This window comes from Paenibacillus sp. cl130, assembly GCF_900116035.1.
Lineage (GTDB): Bacteria > Bacillota > Bacilli > Paenibacillales > Paenibacillaceae > Paenibacillus > Paenibacillus polymyxa_B.
Genome location: NZ_FOYG01000006.1, coordinates 32,979 through 51,940, shown reverse-complemented (window position 1 = coordinate 51,940; position 18,962 = coordinate 32,979). Strand labels below are relative to the sequence as shown.

General features: G+C 45.5%; 17 protein-coding genes and 1 tRNA gene. 14 read left to right on the top strand and 4 right to left on the bottom strand.

All coding sequences use genetic code 11. The annotated features are described in order from the left end of the window. Positions 1–37: 37 nt before the first annotated feature. From BM358_RS17000 to BM358_RS16985, 4 genes are all read right to left on the bottom strand, one after another. On the bottom strand, positions 38–802 hold the full coding sequence (locus tag BM358_RS17000; protein WP_023989976.1) for an exodeoxyribonuclease III: 765 nt from the start codon (positions 800–802) through the stop codon (positions 38–40). Positions 803–818: 16 nt separating this feature from the next. After that, entirely contained in the window at positions 819–1,175 is a 357-nt protein-coding gene (locus tag BM358_RS16995) for a hypothetical protein (RefSeq protein ID WP_028541567.1), read from the bottom strand. A 10-nt stretch (positions 1,176–1,185) separates the two neighbouring features. Beyond that, positions 1,186–1,818 (bottom strand): hypothetical protein, encoded by a 633-nt coding sequence (locus BM358_RS16990; protein ID WP_028541568.1) that lies wholly within the window; start codon positions 1,816–1,818, stop codon positions 1,186–1,188. 311 nt (positions 1,819–2,129) lie between these two features. Continuing rightward, a tRNA-Arg gene (locus BM358_RS16985) sits at positions 2,130–2,203 on the bottom strand. A 257-nt stretch (positions 2,204–2,460) separates the two neighbouring features. Between BM358_RS16985 and BM358_RS16980 the strand changes: the two genes are divergently transcribed. The 14 genes from BM358_RS16980 (at position 2,461) to hemC (ending at position 18,960) form a co-directional block, all read left to right on the top strand. Next, positions 2,461–3,369 carry a hypothetical protein gene (locus tag BM358_RS16980; RefSeq protein ID WP_023989974.1) on the top strand — a complete coding sequence of 303 codons (909 nt, stop codon included), beginning with the start codon at positions 2,461–2,463 and terminating at the stop codon, positions 3,367–3,369. Between the two features lie 143 nt (positions 3,370–3,512). Continuing rightward, on the top strand, positions 3,513–4,826 hold the full coding sequence (tig, locus tag BM358_RS16975; RefSeq protein ID WP_028541569.1) for a trigger factor: 1,314 nt from the start codon (positions 3,513–3,515) through the stop codon (positions 4,824–4,826). Between the two features lie 410 nt (positions 4,827–5,236). Continuing rightward, positions 5,237–5,827, top strand: coding sequence for an ATP-dependent Clp endopeptidase proteolytic subunit ClpP (clpP, locus tag BM358_RS16970; RefSeq protein ID WP_016324659.1), 591 nt, complete (start codon positions 5,237–5,239; stop codon positions 5,825–5,827). Positions 5,828–5,839: 12 nt separating this feature from the next. Further along, the gene (clpX, locus tag BM358_RS16965) at positions 5,840–7,096 is read left to right on the top strand and encodes an ATP-dependent protease ATP-binding subunit ClpX (protein WP_023989972.1); all 1,257 of its coding nucleotides are present in this window, start codon (positions 5,840–5,842) and stop codon (positions 7,094–7,096) included. A gap of 110 nt (positions 7,097–7,206) precedes the next feature. After that, positions 7,207–8,325, top strand: coding sequence for a flavodoxin-dependent (E)-4-hydroxy-3-methylbut-2-enyl-diphosphate synthase (gene ispG, locus BM358_RS16960; RefSeq protein WP_023989971.1), 1,119 nt, complete (start codon positions 7,207–7,209; stop codon positions 8,323–8,325). Positions 8,326–8,542: 217 nt separating this feature from the next. Beyond that, entirely contained in the window at positions 8,543–10,270 is a 1,728-nt protein-coding gene (gene lonB / locus BM358_RS16955) for an ATP-dependent protease LonB (RefSeq protein ID WP_023989970.1), read from the top strand. A 110-nt stretch (positions 10,271–10,380) separates the two neighbouring features. Beyond that, positions 10,381–12,717: an endopeptidase La gene (gene lon, locus BM358_RS16950; protein ID WP_023989969.1), complete on the top strand. Its 2,337-nt coding sequence runs from the start codon at positions 10,381–10,383 to the stop codon at positions 12,715–12,717. 18 nt (positions 12,718–12,735) lie between these two features. After that, positions 12,736–13,347 carry a ribosome biogenesis GTP-binding protein YihA/YsxC gene (yihA, locus tag BM358_RS16945; protein WP_013311619.1) on the top strand — a complete coding sequence of 204 codons (612 nt, stop codon included), beginning with the start codon at positions 12,736–12,738 and terminating at the stop codon, positions 13,345–13,347. Between the two features lie 288 nt (positions 13,348–13,635). Continuing rightward, complete coding sequence (locus tag BM358_RS16940; protein WP_028541570.1) at positions 13,636–14,223, top strand: hypothetical protein; 588 nt, start codon at positions 13,636–13,638, stop codon at positions 14,221–14,223. A 267-nt stretch (positions 14,224–14,490) separates the two neighbouring features. Further along, a complete protein-coding gene (gene speD, locus BM358_RS16935) occupies positions 14,491–14,889 on the top strand; it encodes an adenosylmethionine decarboxylase (protein ID WP_028541571.1) in 399 nt (132 codons plus the stop codon). Positions 14,890–15,137: 248 nt separating this feature from the next. Then, positions 15,138–16,532: a glutamyl-tRNA reductase gene (gene hemA, locus BM358_RS16930; protein WP_013311616.1), complete on the top strand. Its 1,395-nt coding sequence runs from the start codon at positions 15,138–15,140 to the stop codon at positions 16,530–16,532. A gap of 16 nt (positions 16,533–16,548) precedes the next feature. Beyond that, positions 16,549–17,376, top strand: a complete 828-nt coding sequence (gene ccsA / locus BM358_RS16925) for a cytochrome c biogenesis protein CcsA (protein ID WP_023989966.1) — start codon at positions 16,549–16,551, stop codon at positions 17,374–17,376. Positions 17,377–17,384: 8 nt separating this feature from the next. Beyond that, positions 17,385–18,032: a precorrin-2 dehydrogenase/sirohydrochlorin ferrochelatase family protein gene (locus BM358_RS16920; protein ID WP_028541572.1), complete on the top strand. Its 648-nt coding sequence runs from the start codon at positions 17,385–17,387 to the stop codon at positions 18,030–18,032. 1 nt (position 18,033) lies between these two features. After that, the gene (gene hemC / locus BM358_RS16915; RefSeq protein ID WP_025722717.1) at positions 18,034–18,960 is read left to right on the top strand and encodes a hydroxymethylbilane synthase; all 927 of its coding nucleotides are present in this window, start codon (positions 18,034–18,036) and stop codon (positions 18,958–18,960) included. Positions 18,961–18,962: the final 2 nt, after the last annotated feature.

Sequence of the window (18,962 nt, the reverse complement as noted above, 5' to 3'; positions counted from 1 at the left end):
AAGACTTCATAAATCCTTGTGCCAGGCAGGGGGGGGGCTATGCTGAAATATCTTGCAACTCCAATATCACAGGACAGTGGTCACTGCCTGTAATATGACAATCAATGCTCGCATCCATCAATAGCGGACGAAGTCTCTCCGAGACGAGGAAGTAATCAATCCGCCAGCCGATATTCCTTTCTCTCACCTTTAGCATGTAGGACCACCAGGAATAAACATCCGTCCGGTCAGGATAAAAGTATCTGAAGGTATCTATAAATCCGGCGTCTAGCAGCTGTGACATGCGTTCCCGTTCCTCAGGCGTAAATCCGGCATTTCCGTAGTTAGCTTTGGCATTTTTGAGGTCGATCTCCTGATGAGCTACGTTCAAGTCTCCACAAACGATGACAGGCTTCAAAGCATCCAGTTGTTGCAGGTAGCTGCGAAAACGGTCTTCCCATTCCAGTCTGTAGGGCAGTCGGGATAAGTCCCGTTTGGTATTTGGTGTGTACACATTGACGAGATAAAATTTTTCGAATTCCAAAGTAATGGTTCGGCCCTCCGGTTCTTCATTTTCTTCAAGTCCATAATGCACAGAGAGCGGCTTGATTTTGGTGAAAATAGCCGTGCCGGAATATCCTTTTTTCTCAGCATAATTCCAGTATTGTGTGTATTCCTCCATGTTCTCCATGAGGATTTGACCTTCTTGAAGCTTCGTTTCCTGTACGCAAAAAATATCGGCATTTGTTTCTTTTAGATAAGTATAAAACCCTTTGGTCACACAGGCTCTTAAGCCATTTACATTCCAAGATATTAATTTCATTTGATTAATCTCCTTGCTAATTCACGCGGTCAAGCGATGTGATTTGTATATCCTTTGTTGACATAAGTTTATAAATGTCTTCTATCTGGACTTCATAGGTCTTTTCATCAAAATGGTCCTGACCAAACATATAATCGTTTATTTCTATTGCCTTAAGGTTTTGTTTGGTATTCATAGTCGAAGGGAAGTATTCGATATCTAATGAGGCTTTATTTCCGGCCAACACTGTCTTGAGAACTTTCGCGGTTTGTAATACTCGTTCTTTTTCCAATGGCAATCCTGAGTCAGTTAGATCCTCGAATACAATTATACGAATATACTGATCGCCGACCGCTTTGGGATTCAGTTTAAAATCGTCGTATTCTTTGATCATTTTATCCGTGTTACCTCTCCCAAAGGGCGTTAAGATAATTTTCTCTAAATGGGACATCCTCATAAGGACGCTTAGTCATGTTAAAGAGGACGGAAGGATGACGATTAGAGATCACCTCCATGGTATATTCAGTAGAGGGAATACTATGATAGCTAATATTTTGAATTTGAAAGTCCTCTCCATATTTCTGCTCCAGATATTGCTCTGATTCTGCGGCTACGTTGCGTTTATTTTCACCTGTTTGTGTAAAAGGCTCGATAATATCTACGTATTTCATTGTGACTGCAAGAAGTAGAAGTGTAGCTCCCAAAGCGAGACTGAGTAAAGTGCGCCATTTGGATGGCAAGGATACACCTGTCGGTGCTCTCTCCGCATGGTGTGGAATTTGAAAAGATCGTACTGTAAAAACAATGCCTAAAATGTGAAAAAAAATGGCCAACGGTCCCGAGATAATAAGCAGGTATCCGAGTGAAAACATTGTAAAATAGATCAGAATTCCCTGTGTGATGATAAGAGCCGCTCCTCCAATCATATAGGAAGGAATGGCGAGATAAAACATACCCAATCCAGTACCTAATATAGAAAGCAAAGTGGCAAGAAAACGATGAATTTCCCGCGACTTTTGGAGGTTATTCGTAATCAAGGGAGTCAGTCTACCTCCTTTACTTAAAAATGGTGCAACATGATAGATGATAGCAATTTCTGCGTTTTTTTGAAAGAGTAGAGACTTGAAACCAGCGCCTAAAGTAGCGTTGGGCAGACTACTCTTTCTACATTATTTATAATGAAAAAAAGCTCCCTTGCGGAAGCTTTTTTTGGTGTAATATATCAGGAGAGAACTCTCCTATGGTCGACTGCGAAGTATAGGCTAACGATGCCGATGGCCCGACGTTCCCCCGTGGTTTATCTCATGAGAACAAAAAAAGCCTCCATTATGGAAGCTTCTTGTTATGACGTCCCAGGAGGGATTCGAACCCCCGACCGACGGCTTAGAAGGCCGTTGCTCTATCCAGCTGAGCTACTGGGACATAAAATTCAAGCGAATATTAATATATCATATGGATAAAAGAAATTCAAGTCTTATTTTGCATATATCGCTTATTTAAGCTTTATACAGCATAAATTCTGAGTAGACGTAGTTTTTTTTGCCTTATAAAAGGGTATGTTAGAATACAGGTGAATATGTGTAAGACGAGTGGTTGGACTTCGGCTACTGTTTCTCATATAATCTACAAATACTTGAGCTTGCGAAGGAGAGGGGGTGCCTTGAATAAAGGACTCCAAGGTGACGACAAAAGAAAATAATATTGTATTGTTTCCGAAGACACTGGACTATTATCAAATTCAACTTACTGTGATGCTTGAAAACGAACGTTACGGAGAGGCGATGGCGATGCTGCGTTTTTTAATGCAGTGTCAGGGACAGGAGCAGAAGCAGTACGATGAATGGAACGCTCTATTACAATGGCTGGAAGCTGCATTTCCACAGTACGCTGACAGTGGGGCGGTAACGGACGCTGTGGAAGAAGAAGTCAGTGAAGTAGAGTTAGCTCGCCGTCATGCACGCTTTAAGCAGGAGCAGGATGCAGGCTACGGCAACAAGCTATTGCGGATGGCTATGGATGAACCCTTATCCGAACAGACGATTTTAGCATTGGAGCAGTTGTCCTATCTGGAACTCCCAGAAATCGACGATGCCTTGCTTCGCTGGATTACGGAACGGGAAATCCATCCTTTACTTCAATTCCGTGTTCTACAGACAATGCGACGACGCGGAACGGAAGGGACGATAGAAATCAGACGGGGTGATGAACAAGCGGAAATCGACATTGAAACGGTTCCGTTACAGCCAGGTGATTTTCCAGAGTCGATTATGCGTATTTTGGAACGGGTGGCCGATCAGACTGAGGTGCACGAGCCTACACTATTCTATTTTGCACAGGAGCTGTGGTCACAGTTTGTGATGGCAGTATACGGTACGAAAGATTATAGATCAATGTTGGTGGAAGAGGACGGAATGCCGGATATTTGGGCTGCAGCACTCCACCAGACAGTTTCGGAAAGTTTGAACGGAAATAATAATGAGGAAGAAACCCGTGCTATATATGGCATTACAGATGCGTTGCGTTTCCGTTTTGAGCAGGCGTATCGCTCGATGCGACTATTCGTAGCGGCGGGAATGAACACTCCTTAATGACCGGAAACGTTTACCTGTGAAGCATTCAAAGGGCTGCTCTTGAAAAAGACAGTAATGTTAGATATACTATAGTGGTTATTTTGTGTGCGTTGATTGTAATGAAAACTAAGTGAAGATTTTGTTGGAGGGGAAAGCATAAAATGAAAGCAACTTGGGAGAAAATAGAGAAGAACCTTGGGGTTCTTGAAGTTGAGGTTGACGCGGATCGTGTAGCCGCTGCACTCGACAAAGCTTTTAATAAAGTGGCAAAACAAGTAAGTGTACCAGGATTCCGTAAAGGTAAAGTACCACGTCCTATCTTTGAAAAACGCTATGGTATTGAAAGTCTGTACCAGGATGCAATTGACATCCTGTTGCCAGAAGCTTACAGCCAAGCTGTAGAGCAAACGGACATCTTCCCGGTTGACAGCCCTGACGTTGAAATTGATCAATTTGCTAAAGGCGAATCTTTCAAGTTCAAAGCGAAAGTTACTGTTAAACCTGAAGTGACTTTGGGCGATTACAAAGGCGTAGAAGTGCCTGTAAGCAAACTCGAAGTAAGCGACGAAGAATTGGCTCAAGAACTGGAGCGCCTGCAACAACGTCATGCTGAATTGGTTGTCGTTGATGAAGATGCTGCTCAATCCGGTGATACAGCTATTATTGACTTCGACGGTTCCGTGGACGGTGTGCCGTTCGAAGGCGGACAAGCTGAGAAGTATTCTTTGGAACTGGGCTCTAACACATTTATCCCTGGTTTTGAAGAGCAAGTGGTTGGTTTGCACACTGGCGATTCCAAGGACGTTGAAGTAACGTTCCCTGAGAACTACCATTCTGCTGACCTCGCTGGCAAACAAGCGGTATTCAAAGTGAAAGTTCACGAACTGAAACGCAAAGTTCTTCCTGAACTGGACGATGAATTTGCTAAAGATGTAAGCGAATTTGACACACTGGCTGAATTCAAGGAAGACTTGAAAAAGCAATTGTTGGATCGTAAGGAAAACGAAGCTAAAGCAGCCCGTGAGGGTGCTGTAGTGGAGAAAGTTGCTGAGAATGCAACAATCGACATTCCTGAAGCAATGGTGAAGAGCGAAGTGCAAAACATGGTTCGCGATTTCGACAACCGTTTGCGTAGCCAAGGTATGAACCTTGAAATGTTCCTCGGATTCTCTGGTCAAAGCAAGGAAGACCTGGAAGAGCAAATGAAAGCTGATGCTGAGAAGCGCGTACGTAACAACCTCGTGCTGGAGCAAGTGGCTAAAGCAGAAAACATCGAAGTTTCCGAAGCGGAAATTGATGAAGAACTGAAAAACATGGCTGAAGCTTACAAACGTTCAGTTGAGGAAATCCGCAGCATTCTGGAAGGTAACGGCTCGTTCGCTAACCTGAAAGAAGAAATTTCACTGCGCAAAACAATTGCTTTGTTGGTGGAAAACAGCAAAGAAGTAGAAGCGCCAGTTGAAGCTGCTGAATAATTCAGACGATAAATATACGGAGTATGCTGTAACAAGCTGCAACGTAGCAATTAGATAGGGATAAGGCACGTAGTGAAAGTTACGTGCCTTATTTTTACCTTTGGTAACCCAAATTTTAGTCGTTTATGGAAAGTGCTGTGAGTCGTGTTTTCTTGTTTTACATAAGTCACTACCGTATATTTGCACATACATACGAAACATGGTTAAATATGAGAAGGTCTCGGCAGAGTGTACTTTAAACAGCCCGCACTGCATATATGAGCGCATGCAAATATGACACGAGACTCTGAACATGTTAAAATATTTTGTAAGGTGTTCACGTTTCATGCTTGCTGCTTCCGTTTTAATGGGACATAAGGAAGCGGATGAATACAGGTGTTCATTTTAATAAAGAAAAGAGGTTGGTCGTGATGAGTCTCGTCCCTATGGTTGTGGAACAAACGAATCGAGGAGAACGATCTTACGATATTTACTCGCGGTTGCTTAAGGATCGTATTATTTTCCTAAGTGGCCCGATTGATGACGATGTCGCCAATCTCGTCATTGCACAGCTATTGTTCCTTTCTGCGGAAGATCCAGAGAAGGATATTAATTTGTACATTAACTCGCCAGGCGGTTCTGTAACTGCGGGCATGGGTATATATGATACAATGCAATTCATTAAGCCGGACGTATCGACGATCTGTGTAGGCATGGCTGCAAGTATGGGTTCGTTGCTGCTAACAGCGGGTGCACCAGGCAAGAGATACGCACTTACCAACAGTGAAGTCATGATCCATCAGCCGCTCGGTGGCATTCAGGGGCAAGCCTCCGATATGCTGATTCATGCGGACTGGATTATCAAAACACGTGCTAAGCTGAATCAAATCTATGTAGAGCGTACGGGTCAGCCCCTCGAAAAAATCGAACGTGATACTGACCGGGATTTCTTCATGGAAGCGGAAGAGGCAAAAGCATACGGTATCATTGACCAGGTGCTGTCTAAACCGATTAATCTGTAAAGGGGTGGCTCTATGTTTAAATTTAATGATGAAAAAGGACAATTGAAATGTTCTTTCTGCGGTAAATCTCAGGATCAGGTTCGCAAGCTTGTTGCTGGACCGGGCGTATATATATGTGACGAATGCATTGAGTTATGCACGGAGATTGTAGAAGAGGAACTGGGTCATGAAGAAGAAGTAGATCTGAAAGACATTCCGAAACCAATGCAAATCCGTGACATTCTGGACCAATATGTCATTGGTCAGGATCAAGCGAAAAAATCGTTGTCTGTAGCGGTATATAATCACTACAAACGTATTAATACTCAAAACAAAATTGATGATGTGGAACTGCAAAAAAGTAACATTTTGATGCTTGGACCTACAGGTTCGGGTAAAACGTTGCTTGCGCAAACCATGGCTAAAATTTTGAACGTTCCTTTTGCTATCGCAGATGCCACTTCCCTTACGGAAGCAGGTTATGTGGGTGAAGACGTTGAAAATATTTTGCTGAAACTGATTCAAGCTGCCGATTATGATGTGGAAAAAGCCGAACGCGGCATTATCTACATTGACGAAATTGATAAAGTAGCCCGCAAATCCGAAAACCCGTCCATTACGCGTGACGTATCGGGTGAAGGTGTACAGCAGGCGTTGCTTAAAATTTTGGAAGGCACGGTTGCTTCTGTACCTCCGCAAGGCGGTCGCAAGCATCCACATCAAGAGTTCATTCAAATTGACACCACGAATATCCTGTTCATTTGCGGTGGTGCCTTTGATGGTTTGGAGCAAATGATTAAACGCCGTATCGGTAAAAAGGTCATCGGCTTTAACGCTACTAGCGAACAAAAAGATCTGAAACCAGGCGAATATACTTCAATGGTATTGCCTGAGGATCTTTTGAAATTCGGTCTGATTCCGGAGTTTGTAGGACGTTTGCCGGTTATTTCTACGCTGGAGCCGCTTGATGAGAACACATTGGTTCGTATTTTGTCTGAGCCGAAAAATGCGTTAGTCAAGCAGTATCAGAAGATGCTTGAACTGGATAATGTTACTTTGGAGTTTAAGCAAGATGCTCTGGAAGCCATTGCCCGTGAAGCCATCAAGCGTAACACGGGTGCCCGTGGTCTTCGTGCGATCATTGAAGGCATTATGCTGGATGTGATGTATGAGGTTCCTTCCCGTGATGATATCACTACTTGCGTCATCAATGAGCAGGTTGTAAAAGATAAAATCGCACCGGAACTCGGTGGTACAGATAAGGATAAAAAACAAGAAGAGAGCGCCTAAGGATTGATACTTCGCGATCTCTAAAACATGAGAAGCCGGATCTCCACTTCACTAAACCTGTATGAGGTTTTAAGGGGTGGAGGTTTGGCGTTAATGGGAGAGAAAAGTACATGTTCTTAAGACAAGACACACGTCCCGTAAAAGTCGGGAATCTGACGATTGGCGGCAGCAATGAAGTCATCATCCAAAGCATGTGTACAACCAAAACAGCAGATGTGGAAGCAACTGTAGCCGAGATTCTTCGTTTGGAAGAAGCCGGATGTCAACTGGTGCGGGTTACTGTCAACAATGAGGAAGCTGCCGCTGCCATTAAGGAAATAAAAAAACGGATTCATATTCCGCTGGTTGCAGATATTCACTTTAATCACAAGCTGGCTCTACTGGCAATTGAAAATGGAATTGATAAGGTTCGCATTAATCCAGGTAACATTGGACGACGTGAAAAAGTGGAAGCTGTCGTTAAGGCATGTAAGGAAAAAGGGATTCCAATTCGGATTGGTGTGAACGCCGGGTCGTTGGAACAGCATTTACTTGATAAGTATGGCTACCCTACGCCAGAAGCGATGGTAGAAAGCGCACTGTATCATATCGGGATACTGGAAGAGCTTGATTTCCATGACATTATCGTGTCATTGAAGGCGTCTGATGTTCCTATGGCGATTGCCGCTTACACGAAGGCAGCTGAAATTATTAAATATCCGCTCCATCTGGGTATTACCGAAGCTGGGACGCTCTTTACGGGTACGGTTAAAAGCGCGGCAGGTATGGGCGCTTTGCTGGCATCAGGCATCGGCTCCACAATGCGTATTTCGCTCAGCGCCGATCCGGTGGAAGAAGTGAAGGTAGCACGTGAGTTGCTCAAGACGTTTGGATTGATCACAAACGCAGCTACACTGATTTCTTGTCCGACTTGCGGACGTCTGGATATTGATCTGTTCTCTATTGCTAACGAGGTAGAAGACTACATTGCAAAACTCAAGGTACCGATTAAAGTATCAGTACTGGGTTGTGCAGTGAATGGCCCGGGTGAAGCGAAGGAAGCTGATATCGGAATTGCCGGAGCGCGCGGTGAAGGCCTTTTGTTCCGTTATGGAAAAATGATTCGCAAAGTACCTGAGGCTGATATGGTCGAGGAATTGAAAAAAGAAATTGATATCATCGTCAAGGCATATGAGGAAACAGGGAAAATCCCTGGACGTGAAGAACGTCATACCGCCGAGAAGGTGTAGGCAAAAGCAGTTATTATAAAGAGGCATAGTCATAATCTATTGTCATCATTTATACGCCGTGGAGAGCAGCTCTGCTACAGAACTGTTCTTCGCGGTGTTTTTGTATTTCTCTCTGATCTTTTGAAAGACCGCCGTTTAGCTATCGCGGAAAAGGAAATACTGTTTTTCATAGAGCGGCATTTTTCAAATTGCTGAGATGAGAAACGGAGGAAATACGATGGACTTGACTATGATTTTGTTATTGGTGCAAATGTTTTTCGGGATTGTTATTGGTCTGTATTTCTGGAACCTCCTGCGGAGCCAGAAAACGAACCGTAGTGCGGTGGATCGAGAATCCCGGAAGGAATTAGATAAGCTACGCAAATTGCGTTCAATTTCACTTACCAAACCATTGGCTGAACGCACACGTCCTGCCACATTACAGGATATCGTGGGTCAGAAGGACGGATTGCGCGCGCTCAAGGCGGCGTTATGTAGTGCGAATCCGCAGCATGTCATTATTTATGGCCCGCCGGGTGTAGGGAAGACGGCTGCTGCACGCGTGGTGTTGGAAGAGGCGAAGAAGAATCTGTCATCCCCGTTCAAGGGAGATGCCAAATTCACGGAGATTGATGCCACGACGGCCCGCTTTGACGAGCGCGGTATTGCGGACCCGCTGATAGGTTCAGTACATGATCCAATCTATCAAGGGGCAGGAGCGATGGGGGTGGCGGGTATCCCGCAGCCTAAGCCTGGAGCTGTAACGAAGGCACATGGGGGTATGCTGTTCATTGATGAGATTGGTGAGCTGCATCCAACGCAGATGAATAAACTGTTGAAAGTGCTGGAGGATCGCAAGGTATTTTTGGAAAGTGCGTATTACAACTCGGAAGATTCGCATACTCCTGCTTATATCCACGATATATTCCAAAACGGTTTGCCAGCGGATTTTCGTTTGGTAGGTGCGACGACCCGTTCGCCGCATGAGTTGCCACCTGCGATTCGCTCCCGGTGCATGGAAATTTATTTCCGTGCCTTGCAGCCACAGGAGATTGCCCGTATTGCTGAGGACGCTGTCCACAAGCTAGGCTTTGGTCCTTGTCCTGAGGCGGTAGAAGTTGTACAGCGTTACGCCACGAACGGTCGGGAGGCGGTCAATATGATCCAGCTTGCTGCTGGTTTGGCACTTACCGAGAAAAGGGAACGTCTCAATGCTTCCGACGTGGAATGGGTAGCGGGCAGCAGTCAAATTCAGCCGCGTCCTGACCGAAAAATACCGGGTTTGCCGCAAATCGGATTCGTTAATGGATTAGCTGTATATGGCCCGAACATGGGAATGCTGCTGGAAATTGAAGTTACCGCGGTTCCGGTTCCTGAGGGAAAGGGAAGCTATAATATTACGGGGGTCGTGGACGAGGAAGAAATCGGAGGTGGGTCCCGCACATTGCGCCGTAAGAGCATGGCTAAAGGTTCTGTGGAAAATGTTCTGACCGTTTTGCGTACGCTCGGATTGGCTCCGTCGAATTACGACCTGCATATCAATTTTCCCGGGGGTACGCCGGTAGATGGCCCGTCCGCAGGAATTGCGATGGCAACAGCTATTGCTTCCGCGATGCGGGGAATCCCGGTAGATCATGAAATTGCTATGACTGGCGAAGTTAGCATCCATGGTCGTGTCAAACCGATTGGTGGTGTATTAGCCAAGGTTGAAGCCGCTTTTCAGGCGGGAGCCAAAAAAGTGATCATTCCGCAGGATAACTGGCAAGCTCTTTTTGATAGCATTGAGGGTTTAAAAGTCATCCCCGTACAGTCGGTTACCGAAGTGTTCCGACATGTGTTTGGGGAAGAGATGACGTCGGATTTGCCTGTGCATGCGCCAATTGAGACTTTTCGCCCATCCCAATCTTCCTTGTTACAGGCTGATGGAACGCATAACGGGACGATATCAGATACAGGATCTTGCTGATAAACCACCCTTTCATTGGTTTTTTCATAAAACATTTGATAAAATATGAAAGATAGCAACGTGAGGATTGTAAAATCCGGAACCTGAGAATCACTGGAGGTGCGAAAGCGATGGGACCCACCAAGACAAAAGGTCGTCGTTTTCCTTTGCTGCCTTTAAGAGGGCTTCTGGTCTACCCGAGCATGGTTCTGCATCTCGATGTGGGCCGGGAAAAATCGGTCAAGGCTTTGGAAAAAGCGATGGTTGAAGACAATTTGATTCTCCTGTGTTCTCAATCAGAAGTAAATATTGAAGAACCCACACAAGAGGACATCTTTCGAGTCGGCACGGTAGCCAAGGTACGTCAGATGCTCAAGCTTCCTAATGGAACCATTCGAGTATTGGTGGAAGGGCTGGAACGCGCCGAGATTATTCAATATACGGACAATGAAGAATATTACGAGGTAATGGCGAAGGAGCTGCACGAGGCAGAAAACGTACAGCCTGAGACGGATGCGCTTATGCGCACTGTATTAACTCAGTTCGAGCATTATATCAACTTGTCCAAAAAGGTAACACCAGAGACTCTCGCTGCGGTATCCGATATTGAGGAGCCAGGACGGCTTGCAGACGTGATCACAAGTCACCTGACGCTCAAAATTAAGGAAAAGCAGGATATACTGGAGACGATCGACGTTACTCAGCGTCTGGAGAAGCTTCTGGATATTTTGAACAATGAGCGTGAAGTACTGGAGCTGGAACGTAAAATCAACCAGCGTGTGAAGAAGCAGATGGAAAAGACGCAGAAGGAGTATTATCTGCGTGAACAAATGAAGGCAATTCAGAAGGAACTTGGTGAGAAGGAAGGTCGCGCAGGAGAAGTTGAAGAACTACGCAACCAGCTAAGTGAACTGGAGTTGCCTGTTCCGGTGAAGGAGAAGGTTGAAAAGGAAATCGACCGTCTGGAAAAAATGCCAGCAAGCTCTGCCGAGGGTGGCGTCATCCGTAATTATGTTGATTGGTTGTTAAGCTTGCCATGGAACAAGTTTACCGATGATGATCTGGATATCGTCAAAGCTGAAGAGGTACTCAATAACGACCACTACGGACTGGATAAACCCAAGGAGCGTGTATTGGAGTATTTGGCTGTACGTAAGCTGGTGAAGACCATTAAGGGACCGATTCTGTGTCTTGTAGGTCCGCCAGGGGTCGGCAAGACCTCGTTGGCCCGTTCGATTGCCAAATCCATGGGTCGGGAATTTGTCCGCATCTCTCTCGGAGGTGTGCGGGATGAAGCGGAAATCCGTGGTCACCGCCGGACTTATGTTGGCGCGATGCCGGGGCGAATCATTCAAGGGATGAAGACCGCAGGAACGTCTAATCCGGTATTTTTGCTGGATGAGATTGATAAAATGGCTTCCGATTTTCGAGGGGATCCATCGGCGGCATTGCTTGAAGTGCTTGATCCTGAACAAAACAATACGTTCAGTGACCATTTTGTCGAGCTGCCGTTTGATCTGTCCAATGTGATGTTTGTAACGACAGCCAATGCTGCACACAACATCCCGCGTCCGCTAATGGACCGCATGGAGACACTCTATATTCCTGGCTACACCGAACTGGAGAAGCTGGAAATTGCCAATCGGTACCTATTGCCCAAGCAGAAGAGAGAGCATGGCTTGGACGAGGAACAACTGGTTATAGGGGAGGATACGTTATTGCGTGTCATTCGCGAATATACCCGTGAATCTGGTGTACGGAATCTTGAGCAGCAAATGGCTTCTCTGTGCCGCAAGGCGGCGAAGTCCGTTGTATCTGGTGGCGAAGGCCCGATTCAAATCACACCGGATAATCTGAAGGATTATCTAGGTATCGCTAAATTCCGTTACGGTGTTGCAGAACTGGAGGATCAGATCGGTACGGTTACAGGCTTGGCATGGACAGAGGTCGGTGGTGAAACATTGATGATTGAAGTGACGGTCGTACCTGGTAGCGGTAAACTGATTCTTACGGGTAAACTGGGAGACGTTATGAAGGAATCTGCACAGGCGGCATTCAGCTACACTCGTTCGAAAGCAGTTGATCTGGGCATTGAACTGGACTTTTATGAGAAAAATGATATCCACATTCATATTCCTGAGGGTGCGATTCCGAAGGATGGCCCATCTGCAGGAATTACTATTGCTACCGCATTAATTTCAGCTTTGACCAACCGTCATGTATCCAAAGATGTGGCTATGACGGGCGAAATTACTCTGCGTGGTCGTGTATTGCCGATTGGTGGTTTGAAAGAGAAGTCGCTGGCTGCCCACCGGGCAGGCTACAAAAAAATTCTGCTTCCCAAAGATAATGAACGGGATTTGAAGGATATTCCCGACAGTATCCGGCAGGATGTTGAATTTGTCCCCGTTGCCCATATGGATCAGGTGCTAAAGCATGCTTTGGTTGAGCAGGCAAGGGTACATTAGAGAGGAATTAAGGACATAATGAAAGTAACAAAAGCAGAATTTATAATAAGTGCGGTTGGCCCCGATCAGTTTCCTGTGGACGCTTTGCCAGAGATTGCTCTGGCGGGGCGCTCCAATGTAGGAAAGTCTTCACTGATTAATCGGTTGATTAACCGTAAGAATTTGGCGCGTACCAGTTCTACGCCAGGTAAAACCCAGCAACTCAATTATTACCGGATTAATGATGATCTTTATTTTGTCGATTTTCCCGGTTACGGTTACGCCAAAGTATCCAAAACGTCCCGCAAGGCTTGGGGGCAGATGATTGAGTCTTATTTGCTGGAGCGTGAGCCACTCAAACTGGTGCTTCAAATGGTAGATTTACGCCATCCGCCGTCCAAGGATGATATCATGATGTATGATTGGCTGCGTCATAATGGGCTTCCCGTATGTGTTGTAGGCACGAAGGCAGATAAAATCCCTAAAACGCGACGAGAAAAGCATTATAAAGTAATCAAGCAGGAACTCGGAATACTTCCCGGGGGATTGTTTATCCCCTTTTCATCCGAAGAAGGTATGGGCAAGGAAGAGCTGTGGTCTGTCATCTCCAGCTATATAGAGAATGACGACGAAGAGCAGACGGAATTGTAAGGCTAGGGACGTCCTTAAGGGCGTCCTTTTTTCATGATTCGGGCTTCGGGAAAATAAGCTTACTAAAATGGTAGGAATAATATATAATAACTAAAGGAACTCGTGGACTTTAAGCAGAAAAGTGAGTGTATATGGAGGATAATGCAGTCTCAACCTCATTATTTTCTGTTTTTTTCGATGTATGGCGGAAATTTATGATTGATGTGCAAGAAAAGCACTGTAGGTCTGATGTATAATAAAGCATAAAGCTTAAACTTATAGGTTCAGGAAAGAATTGAGGAGATTGGTATGGCTCAGCGGTTAGCCACAGAGTATGTTAAAACCACATTGACCTTGTCGGAAACTCAAATGGACGAATTTTTGCGGGCAGTGGATGATCCGCAGGTGCATTACCACATTAAAGTTTTGGATAACGGAAGTCAGGAAATCGTTCTGGAGCATAGTGCGGGTGAGGAAGTTCATTTGTTTTTTGAAGCCAAAGAGGGAGCATTAGTGTGTGAATTGACTTGCCGCTTAATTCATCCGCAACTAACCCTGTTTATACGCAAACTTTTTGTTCGTTTTAAGGGTGAAGGCATCGTTTATCGAATGTATCAAGGATTCACTATGGTGTATTTTTATAATGAAGGTACGGTTCGTAAAATTATGGAGAAGAATGCCTTAGACTCTAAGCTGGTATTTGAATATAAAAATACGGTGCAGGAACTGCAACAGCTTTTTCAGCATCAGAACGTCGAAAATGAAATATCAGACGTATATCATCTCATTAATTCGTTGCTTGACCAGCGGAATTTGGCGCGCACTTTCTCGGAGTTGGAACAGATTGACCACAAGCTTCGAATGAGTTGCTCAAAATTATTTGCACTGGAAGCTTAATAAGGCATGAATATATGGAATGAATCGTTATGCAGTGTAGTCCCTTTCTTTACCGAAAGGGGCTTTTTTATTCCAAAAAAATGATTGCATTTGCTGCACATAGATGTTATTTTTAATCTCGTTGAAAATGAATATAGGAACCAGGATTCACTCAGGACATTGAATGTTGCGAGAGGTTATTCCCTCGGGAAGTGAATGACGTAGGTCCTAGCGGATGAAATTTTTTCAAACATTTTATTCCTAGGAAGGGGGAACCGAAAGATGGAATTGGAGTACTCAACTTTCGGAAGACACGTTGCCGTAGATGCTTGGGGTGTTGAGTTTGAATTGCTGAATGATGCGCAGTTTTTGGAGGCTCAATTAGTTGAAGCAGCTGAAGCTTGCGGAGCAACGGTGATGTCCGTTCAATCCAAGCAATTCGAACCACAGGGAGCTACCGTGCTTGTACTTTTGTCGGAGAGTCATCTCTCTATTCATACGTATCCTGAGAGAGGATTTGCCGCTATTGATTGTTATACTTGCGGTGAGACTGTCGATCCGCAGCTGGCTATTGATTACCTGGTATCCGTTCTAAAACCGAAAAAAACATATGCGAAGAAGCTGATTCGCGGCTTGGGAGAACTTCAGGTGGAATCACCGGAGTGCAAGCTGGCCGAGTTAGTGTAAATCGTTCTTTATGGAGCCATTTGTGCGTCCTATATTATAACCATGGAACATTTCCATGGTTATTTGTTTTAAAAGTGGTTTACACTAAATCAAATCATACAGAACGTGCTAGATGTTCATGAAAGCCATCCAATTTTCATAAACAATTCATAAAACAGCCGGAGGAGATTCGGACTTCTGTGATATAATTAACATAGTTTATGATAACAGTGGTTATTCTTATTACAGTTTAGGCAGGTGAATTTGCAATGCACATCGTCGTTGTTGGGTTGAATTATCGTACGGCGCCTGTGGAAGTCAGAGAGCGTTTTACATTTGCAGAACAAGATTTGCCAAAAGCGCTGGAACAACTCAAACTTACCAAAAGTGTGTTGGAAGGCGTAGTTGTCGCAACCTGCAATCGGACTGAAATATATGTTGTGGTGGACCGCCTTCACATGTGCGGTTATTTTATACGCAGTTTTATGGAGCAATGGTTTGGCATTCCGCGTGATCAATTTACACAACATTTATATATATATGAGGACGAGCAGGCGATTCGGCATTTGTTCCGTGTGACTTGTGGTCTTGATTCTATGGTAATCGGAGAAACACAAATTTTGGGACAGGTAAAGAACGCTTTTCTTCAGGCTCAATCCCAGAAAATTACGGCAACGTGGTTTAATATGTTGTTTAAGCAGGCCGTCACATTGGGCAAGCGTGCCCATTCGGAGACGTCTATTGGAGAAAGTGCCGTATCTGTCAGCTATGCAGCAGTTGAGCTGGGCAAACGGATTTTCGGGATGTTTACCGATAAAAAGGTACTGATTCTCGGTGCTGGTAAAATGAGCGAGCTTACTGTTAAGCATTTGTACAGCGGCGGAGCAGCCGAGGTTATTGTAGCAAACCGAACCTTGTCCCGTGCGGAAGACCTTGCCTCCAAGTTTCATGGAACGCCGGTTACGATGGAGGAAGGCATGAATCGGTTGGCGGATGTGGATATTGTTATTAGCTCGACAGGTGCCCAGGGTTATATTCTGGATCGGACTCGGGTTGAAGCAAGTATGAAACGTCGACAGTCCCGTCCTTTGTTTATGATTGATATTGCGGTTCCGCGTGATCTCGACCCGGCTATTGGTGAATTACAGAATGTTTTCCTGTACGATATTGATGATCTGGAAGGGATCGTGGAGAGCAATTTGGAAATGCGCCGTACCGAAGCTACAAAAATCGAGCATATGATCGAAGATGAGCTTAGCGAGTTTTATCAATGGTTGAAAACGATGGGAGTGCGTCCGGTGATTCGTGCATTACAGGAAAAAGCGGAGTCTGTACATCAGGATACGTTGGAAAGCTTGTTCAATAAGCTTCCCGAGCTGGATGAACGGCAACGCAAAGTGATTAGCCGCTTGACGAAGAGTATGCTGAATCAGATGATGCATGATCCGATCAATCGGGTAAAGGAACTGGCTGTCCAAAAGCAGGGAAATGAGGCCCTAGACATGTTTAGCCACATTTTTGCTCTGGAGGATCGTTTGGATGACGCCGCTCAGAAAGTAGATAAAAGCGATGCATCTGCGTTAATGAAACCGGAAGCCGGTGTTCATGAAAAGACCGTTCAGGCTCAGGCTTTGCCAGCGTCGTTTGCGCCGGCCAGCCTGTAAAGGTGGGTGAACAGACGTGGCTTCAGGCATGCTTATATATGATTCAATGATTTATGTTTTTGCCCTGAGCCTTCTGTTTGTATTCTCGGATGGGATTCGTCGCAATGCGAATGCTAAACGGACAGGTACAGGGCTTCTTGTTGTCGTTCTGGTGCTCCAGCTTGCTTATATGGGGATAAGAACCTGGAATGAAGGGCATCTTCCTATTTTCGTGACCTATGATTTTCTATTTCTGTTCTCAGTTATTTTGGTACTGATTTCTTTGATTCTGACACGTTATCAGCGATCCGAATTTGCGGTATTGCTGCTTAATATTATTAGTTTTGCAGTGCTAGTGCTCAACAATATATGGATGAAGCCTCTCGACAACCCGCTTGGAAATTGGCATACAGTGCATGGGCTGCTCCTGATTCATATTGCGCTGGCTAATCTTGGTTTTGTAGCAATGACGGTAGCGGCTGTATTTTCGGGGTTATATCTGTTTTTGCATCGTAAATTGAAAGTAAAGAAATGGAATGACACGATCAGGCGCCTGCCGAGTCTGGAAATGATGGATCGGTATACGCATATGGCGCTGTTGATTGGTACTCCTTTGCTGGGAGTCTCTATTGTAGTTGCCGTTATTTCTATTATTGCCGAGGAACGCTGGCGTCTCTTGCTCGATACCAAGGTGCTGATGACAGCGATTGCCTTGTGCGTGTATATTGTATTTTTAGTGAGCAAAAGATTGAATCAGCGTTCAGGGCTTGTGATGGCAAAGTGGGCATTGGTGGGCTACACGCTATTGATTCTTAATTTTTTGCTGAATTCCTGGTCTGTATTTCATCAGTGGACGGGAGAGTGAAAAGCCTTTTGCAGCATTTTGTCCCGATTTCGTTGAATTGTAAGAATAGGATCTGTTGTGTTGTAGGTGGCGGTAGGATTGCGGAACGAAAGGTAAAGGGGATGATGGAAAGTGGGGCATTCATTACCGTCATTAGCCCGAATATAACGCCGGATTTACAGGTTCTGGCGGATCACAAGCAGCTCCACTGGGTAAATCGCGTATATCGCGAGGGTGACCTCCAGGGAGCCTTTCTTGTATATGCGGCGACGAACCAGAGAGAAGTGAATTATGAGGTTGCGCATGAGGCCAGACAAAGGGGTATACTGGTAAATGTGGCGGATCGATCGGAAGATGGAGACTTTATAACGCCGGGTATCATTCGACGAGGAAGATTGACGATTAGTATTTCCACAGAAGGGGCTGGCCCTGCTGTGACCGCTGATATTACATCAGCTTTGGATACGTTGTTTGGTAGCGAATACGAGCCATATCTGGATTTCATGCACGATATGCGACAGATCATCAAACATAAGATAAGTTCTCCACAGCAAAGGACCAAACTACTGAGGCGCTTGGCGAGTAGCGGAATTTTGGATCAAATACGCCGTCATGAATTTATGGCTTGGACCGAAAAAGAAATAGACCTATGGATTGCGCAAAATCAGGAGGAATAACATGCGAACAATTGTGGTAGGCAGCAGACAGAGTGCGCTGGCGTTAACTCAGACCGGGCATGTCATTGAAGATTTGAACGCGCTGTGCGCGGAGCATGGAATGGATTTGCAATTTGTCGTGAAGAAAATCCTGACCAAGGGTGATCGAATATTGGATGTAACCTTGTCCAAAGTGGGTGGCAAAGGGCTTTTTGTCAAAGAAATTGAACAGGCCATGCTGGCTGGTGAGATTGATATGGCAGTACATAGTATGAAGGATATGCCTTCCGAATTACCGGAAGGGCTTGTCAACGGCGCTGTGCCGCGCCGTGAGGATCCACGTGATTGCCTGATCACATTGGGCGCCAAGAGCCTGGAGGATTTGCCTCAAGGGGCAAAGGTGGGCACGAGCAGCCTGCGCAGAGCCAGTCAAATCAAGTCCATGCGACCTGATCTACAATTGGAGCCTGTGCGTGGTAATATTGATTCCCGTCTGAAAAAGCTGGAGACGGAAGGTTTTGACGCTATCATTTTGGCGGCAGCAGGCTTGCATCGGATGGGCTGGAAAGAGCGAATTACGTCCTATATACCGGAAGAAGACTGTTTGCCGGCGGTTGGGCAGGGAGCGCTGGGTATTGAATGTCGTGCGAGCGACGAAGAGCTATTGGCCTTGCTGCGCCTTTACAACGACCGGGATACCTCAGCTACCGTTGCGGCAGAACGAACCTTTCTGGGCGTGTTAAATGGGGGATGTCAAGTGCCGATCGGGGCTCATGCGGTCTGGGCTGGTCAAGAAATCAGCCTCACGGGCATGGTAGGATCGCCAGATGGCGAGGTTATTTTGAAGGAAACGCTCCAGGGAAATGATCCGCAAAAGCTGGGAGAAGCGGTGGCGGCCAGTTTGATAGCCAAAGGAGCGGAACAGATTCTGGCGCAGGTGAGGGGATGATA

Coding starts and splice junctions, on each gene's coding strand:
- BM358_RS17000 (WP_023989976.1), bottom strand. CDS start 802: ATGAAATTAATATCTTGGAATGTAAATGGCTTAAGAGCCTGTGTGACC.
- BM358_RS16995 (WP_028541567.1), bottom strand. CDS start 1,175: ATGATCAAAGAATACGACGATTTTAAACTGAATCCCAAAGCGGTCGGC.
- tig (WP_028541569.1), top strand. CDS start 3,513: ATGAAAGCAACTTGGGAGAAAATAGAGAAGAACCTTGGGGTTCTTGAA.
- clpP (WP_016324659.1), top strand. CDS start 5,237: ATGAGTCTCGTCCCTATGGTTGTGGAACAAACGAATCGAGGAGAACGA.
- clpX (WP_023989972.1), top strand. CDS start 5,840: ATGTTTAAATTTAATGATGAAAAAGGACAATTGAAATGTTCTTTCTGC.
- ispG (WP_023989971.1), top strand. CDS start 7,207: ATGTTCTTAAGACAAGACACACGTCCCGTAAAAGTCGGGAATCTGACG.
- lonB (WP_023989970.1), top strand. CDS start 8,543: ATGGACTTGACTATGATTTTGTTATTGGTGCAAATGTTTTTCGGGATT.
- lon (WP_023989969.1), top strand. CDS start 10,381: ATGGGACCCACCAAGACAAAAGGTCGTCGTTTTCCTTTGCTGCCTTTA.
- yihA (WP_013311619.1), top strand. CDS start 12,736: ATGAAAGTAACAAAAGCAGAATTTATAATAAGTGCGGTTGGCCCCGAT.
- BM358_RS16940 (WP_028541570.1), top strand. CDS start 13,636: ATGGCTCAGCGGTTAGCCACAGAGTATGTTAAAACCACATTGACCTTG.
- hemA (WP_013311616.1), top strand. CDS start 15,138: ATGCACATCGTCGTTGTTGGGTTGAATTATCGTACGGCGCCTGTGGAA.
- hemC (WP_025722717.1), top strand. CDS start 18,034: ATGCGAACAATTGTGGTAGGCAGCAGACAGAGTGCGCTGGCGTTAACT.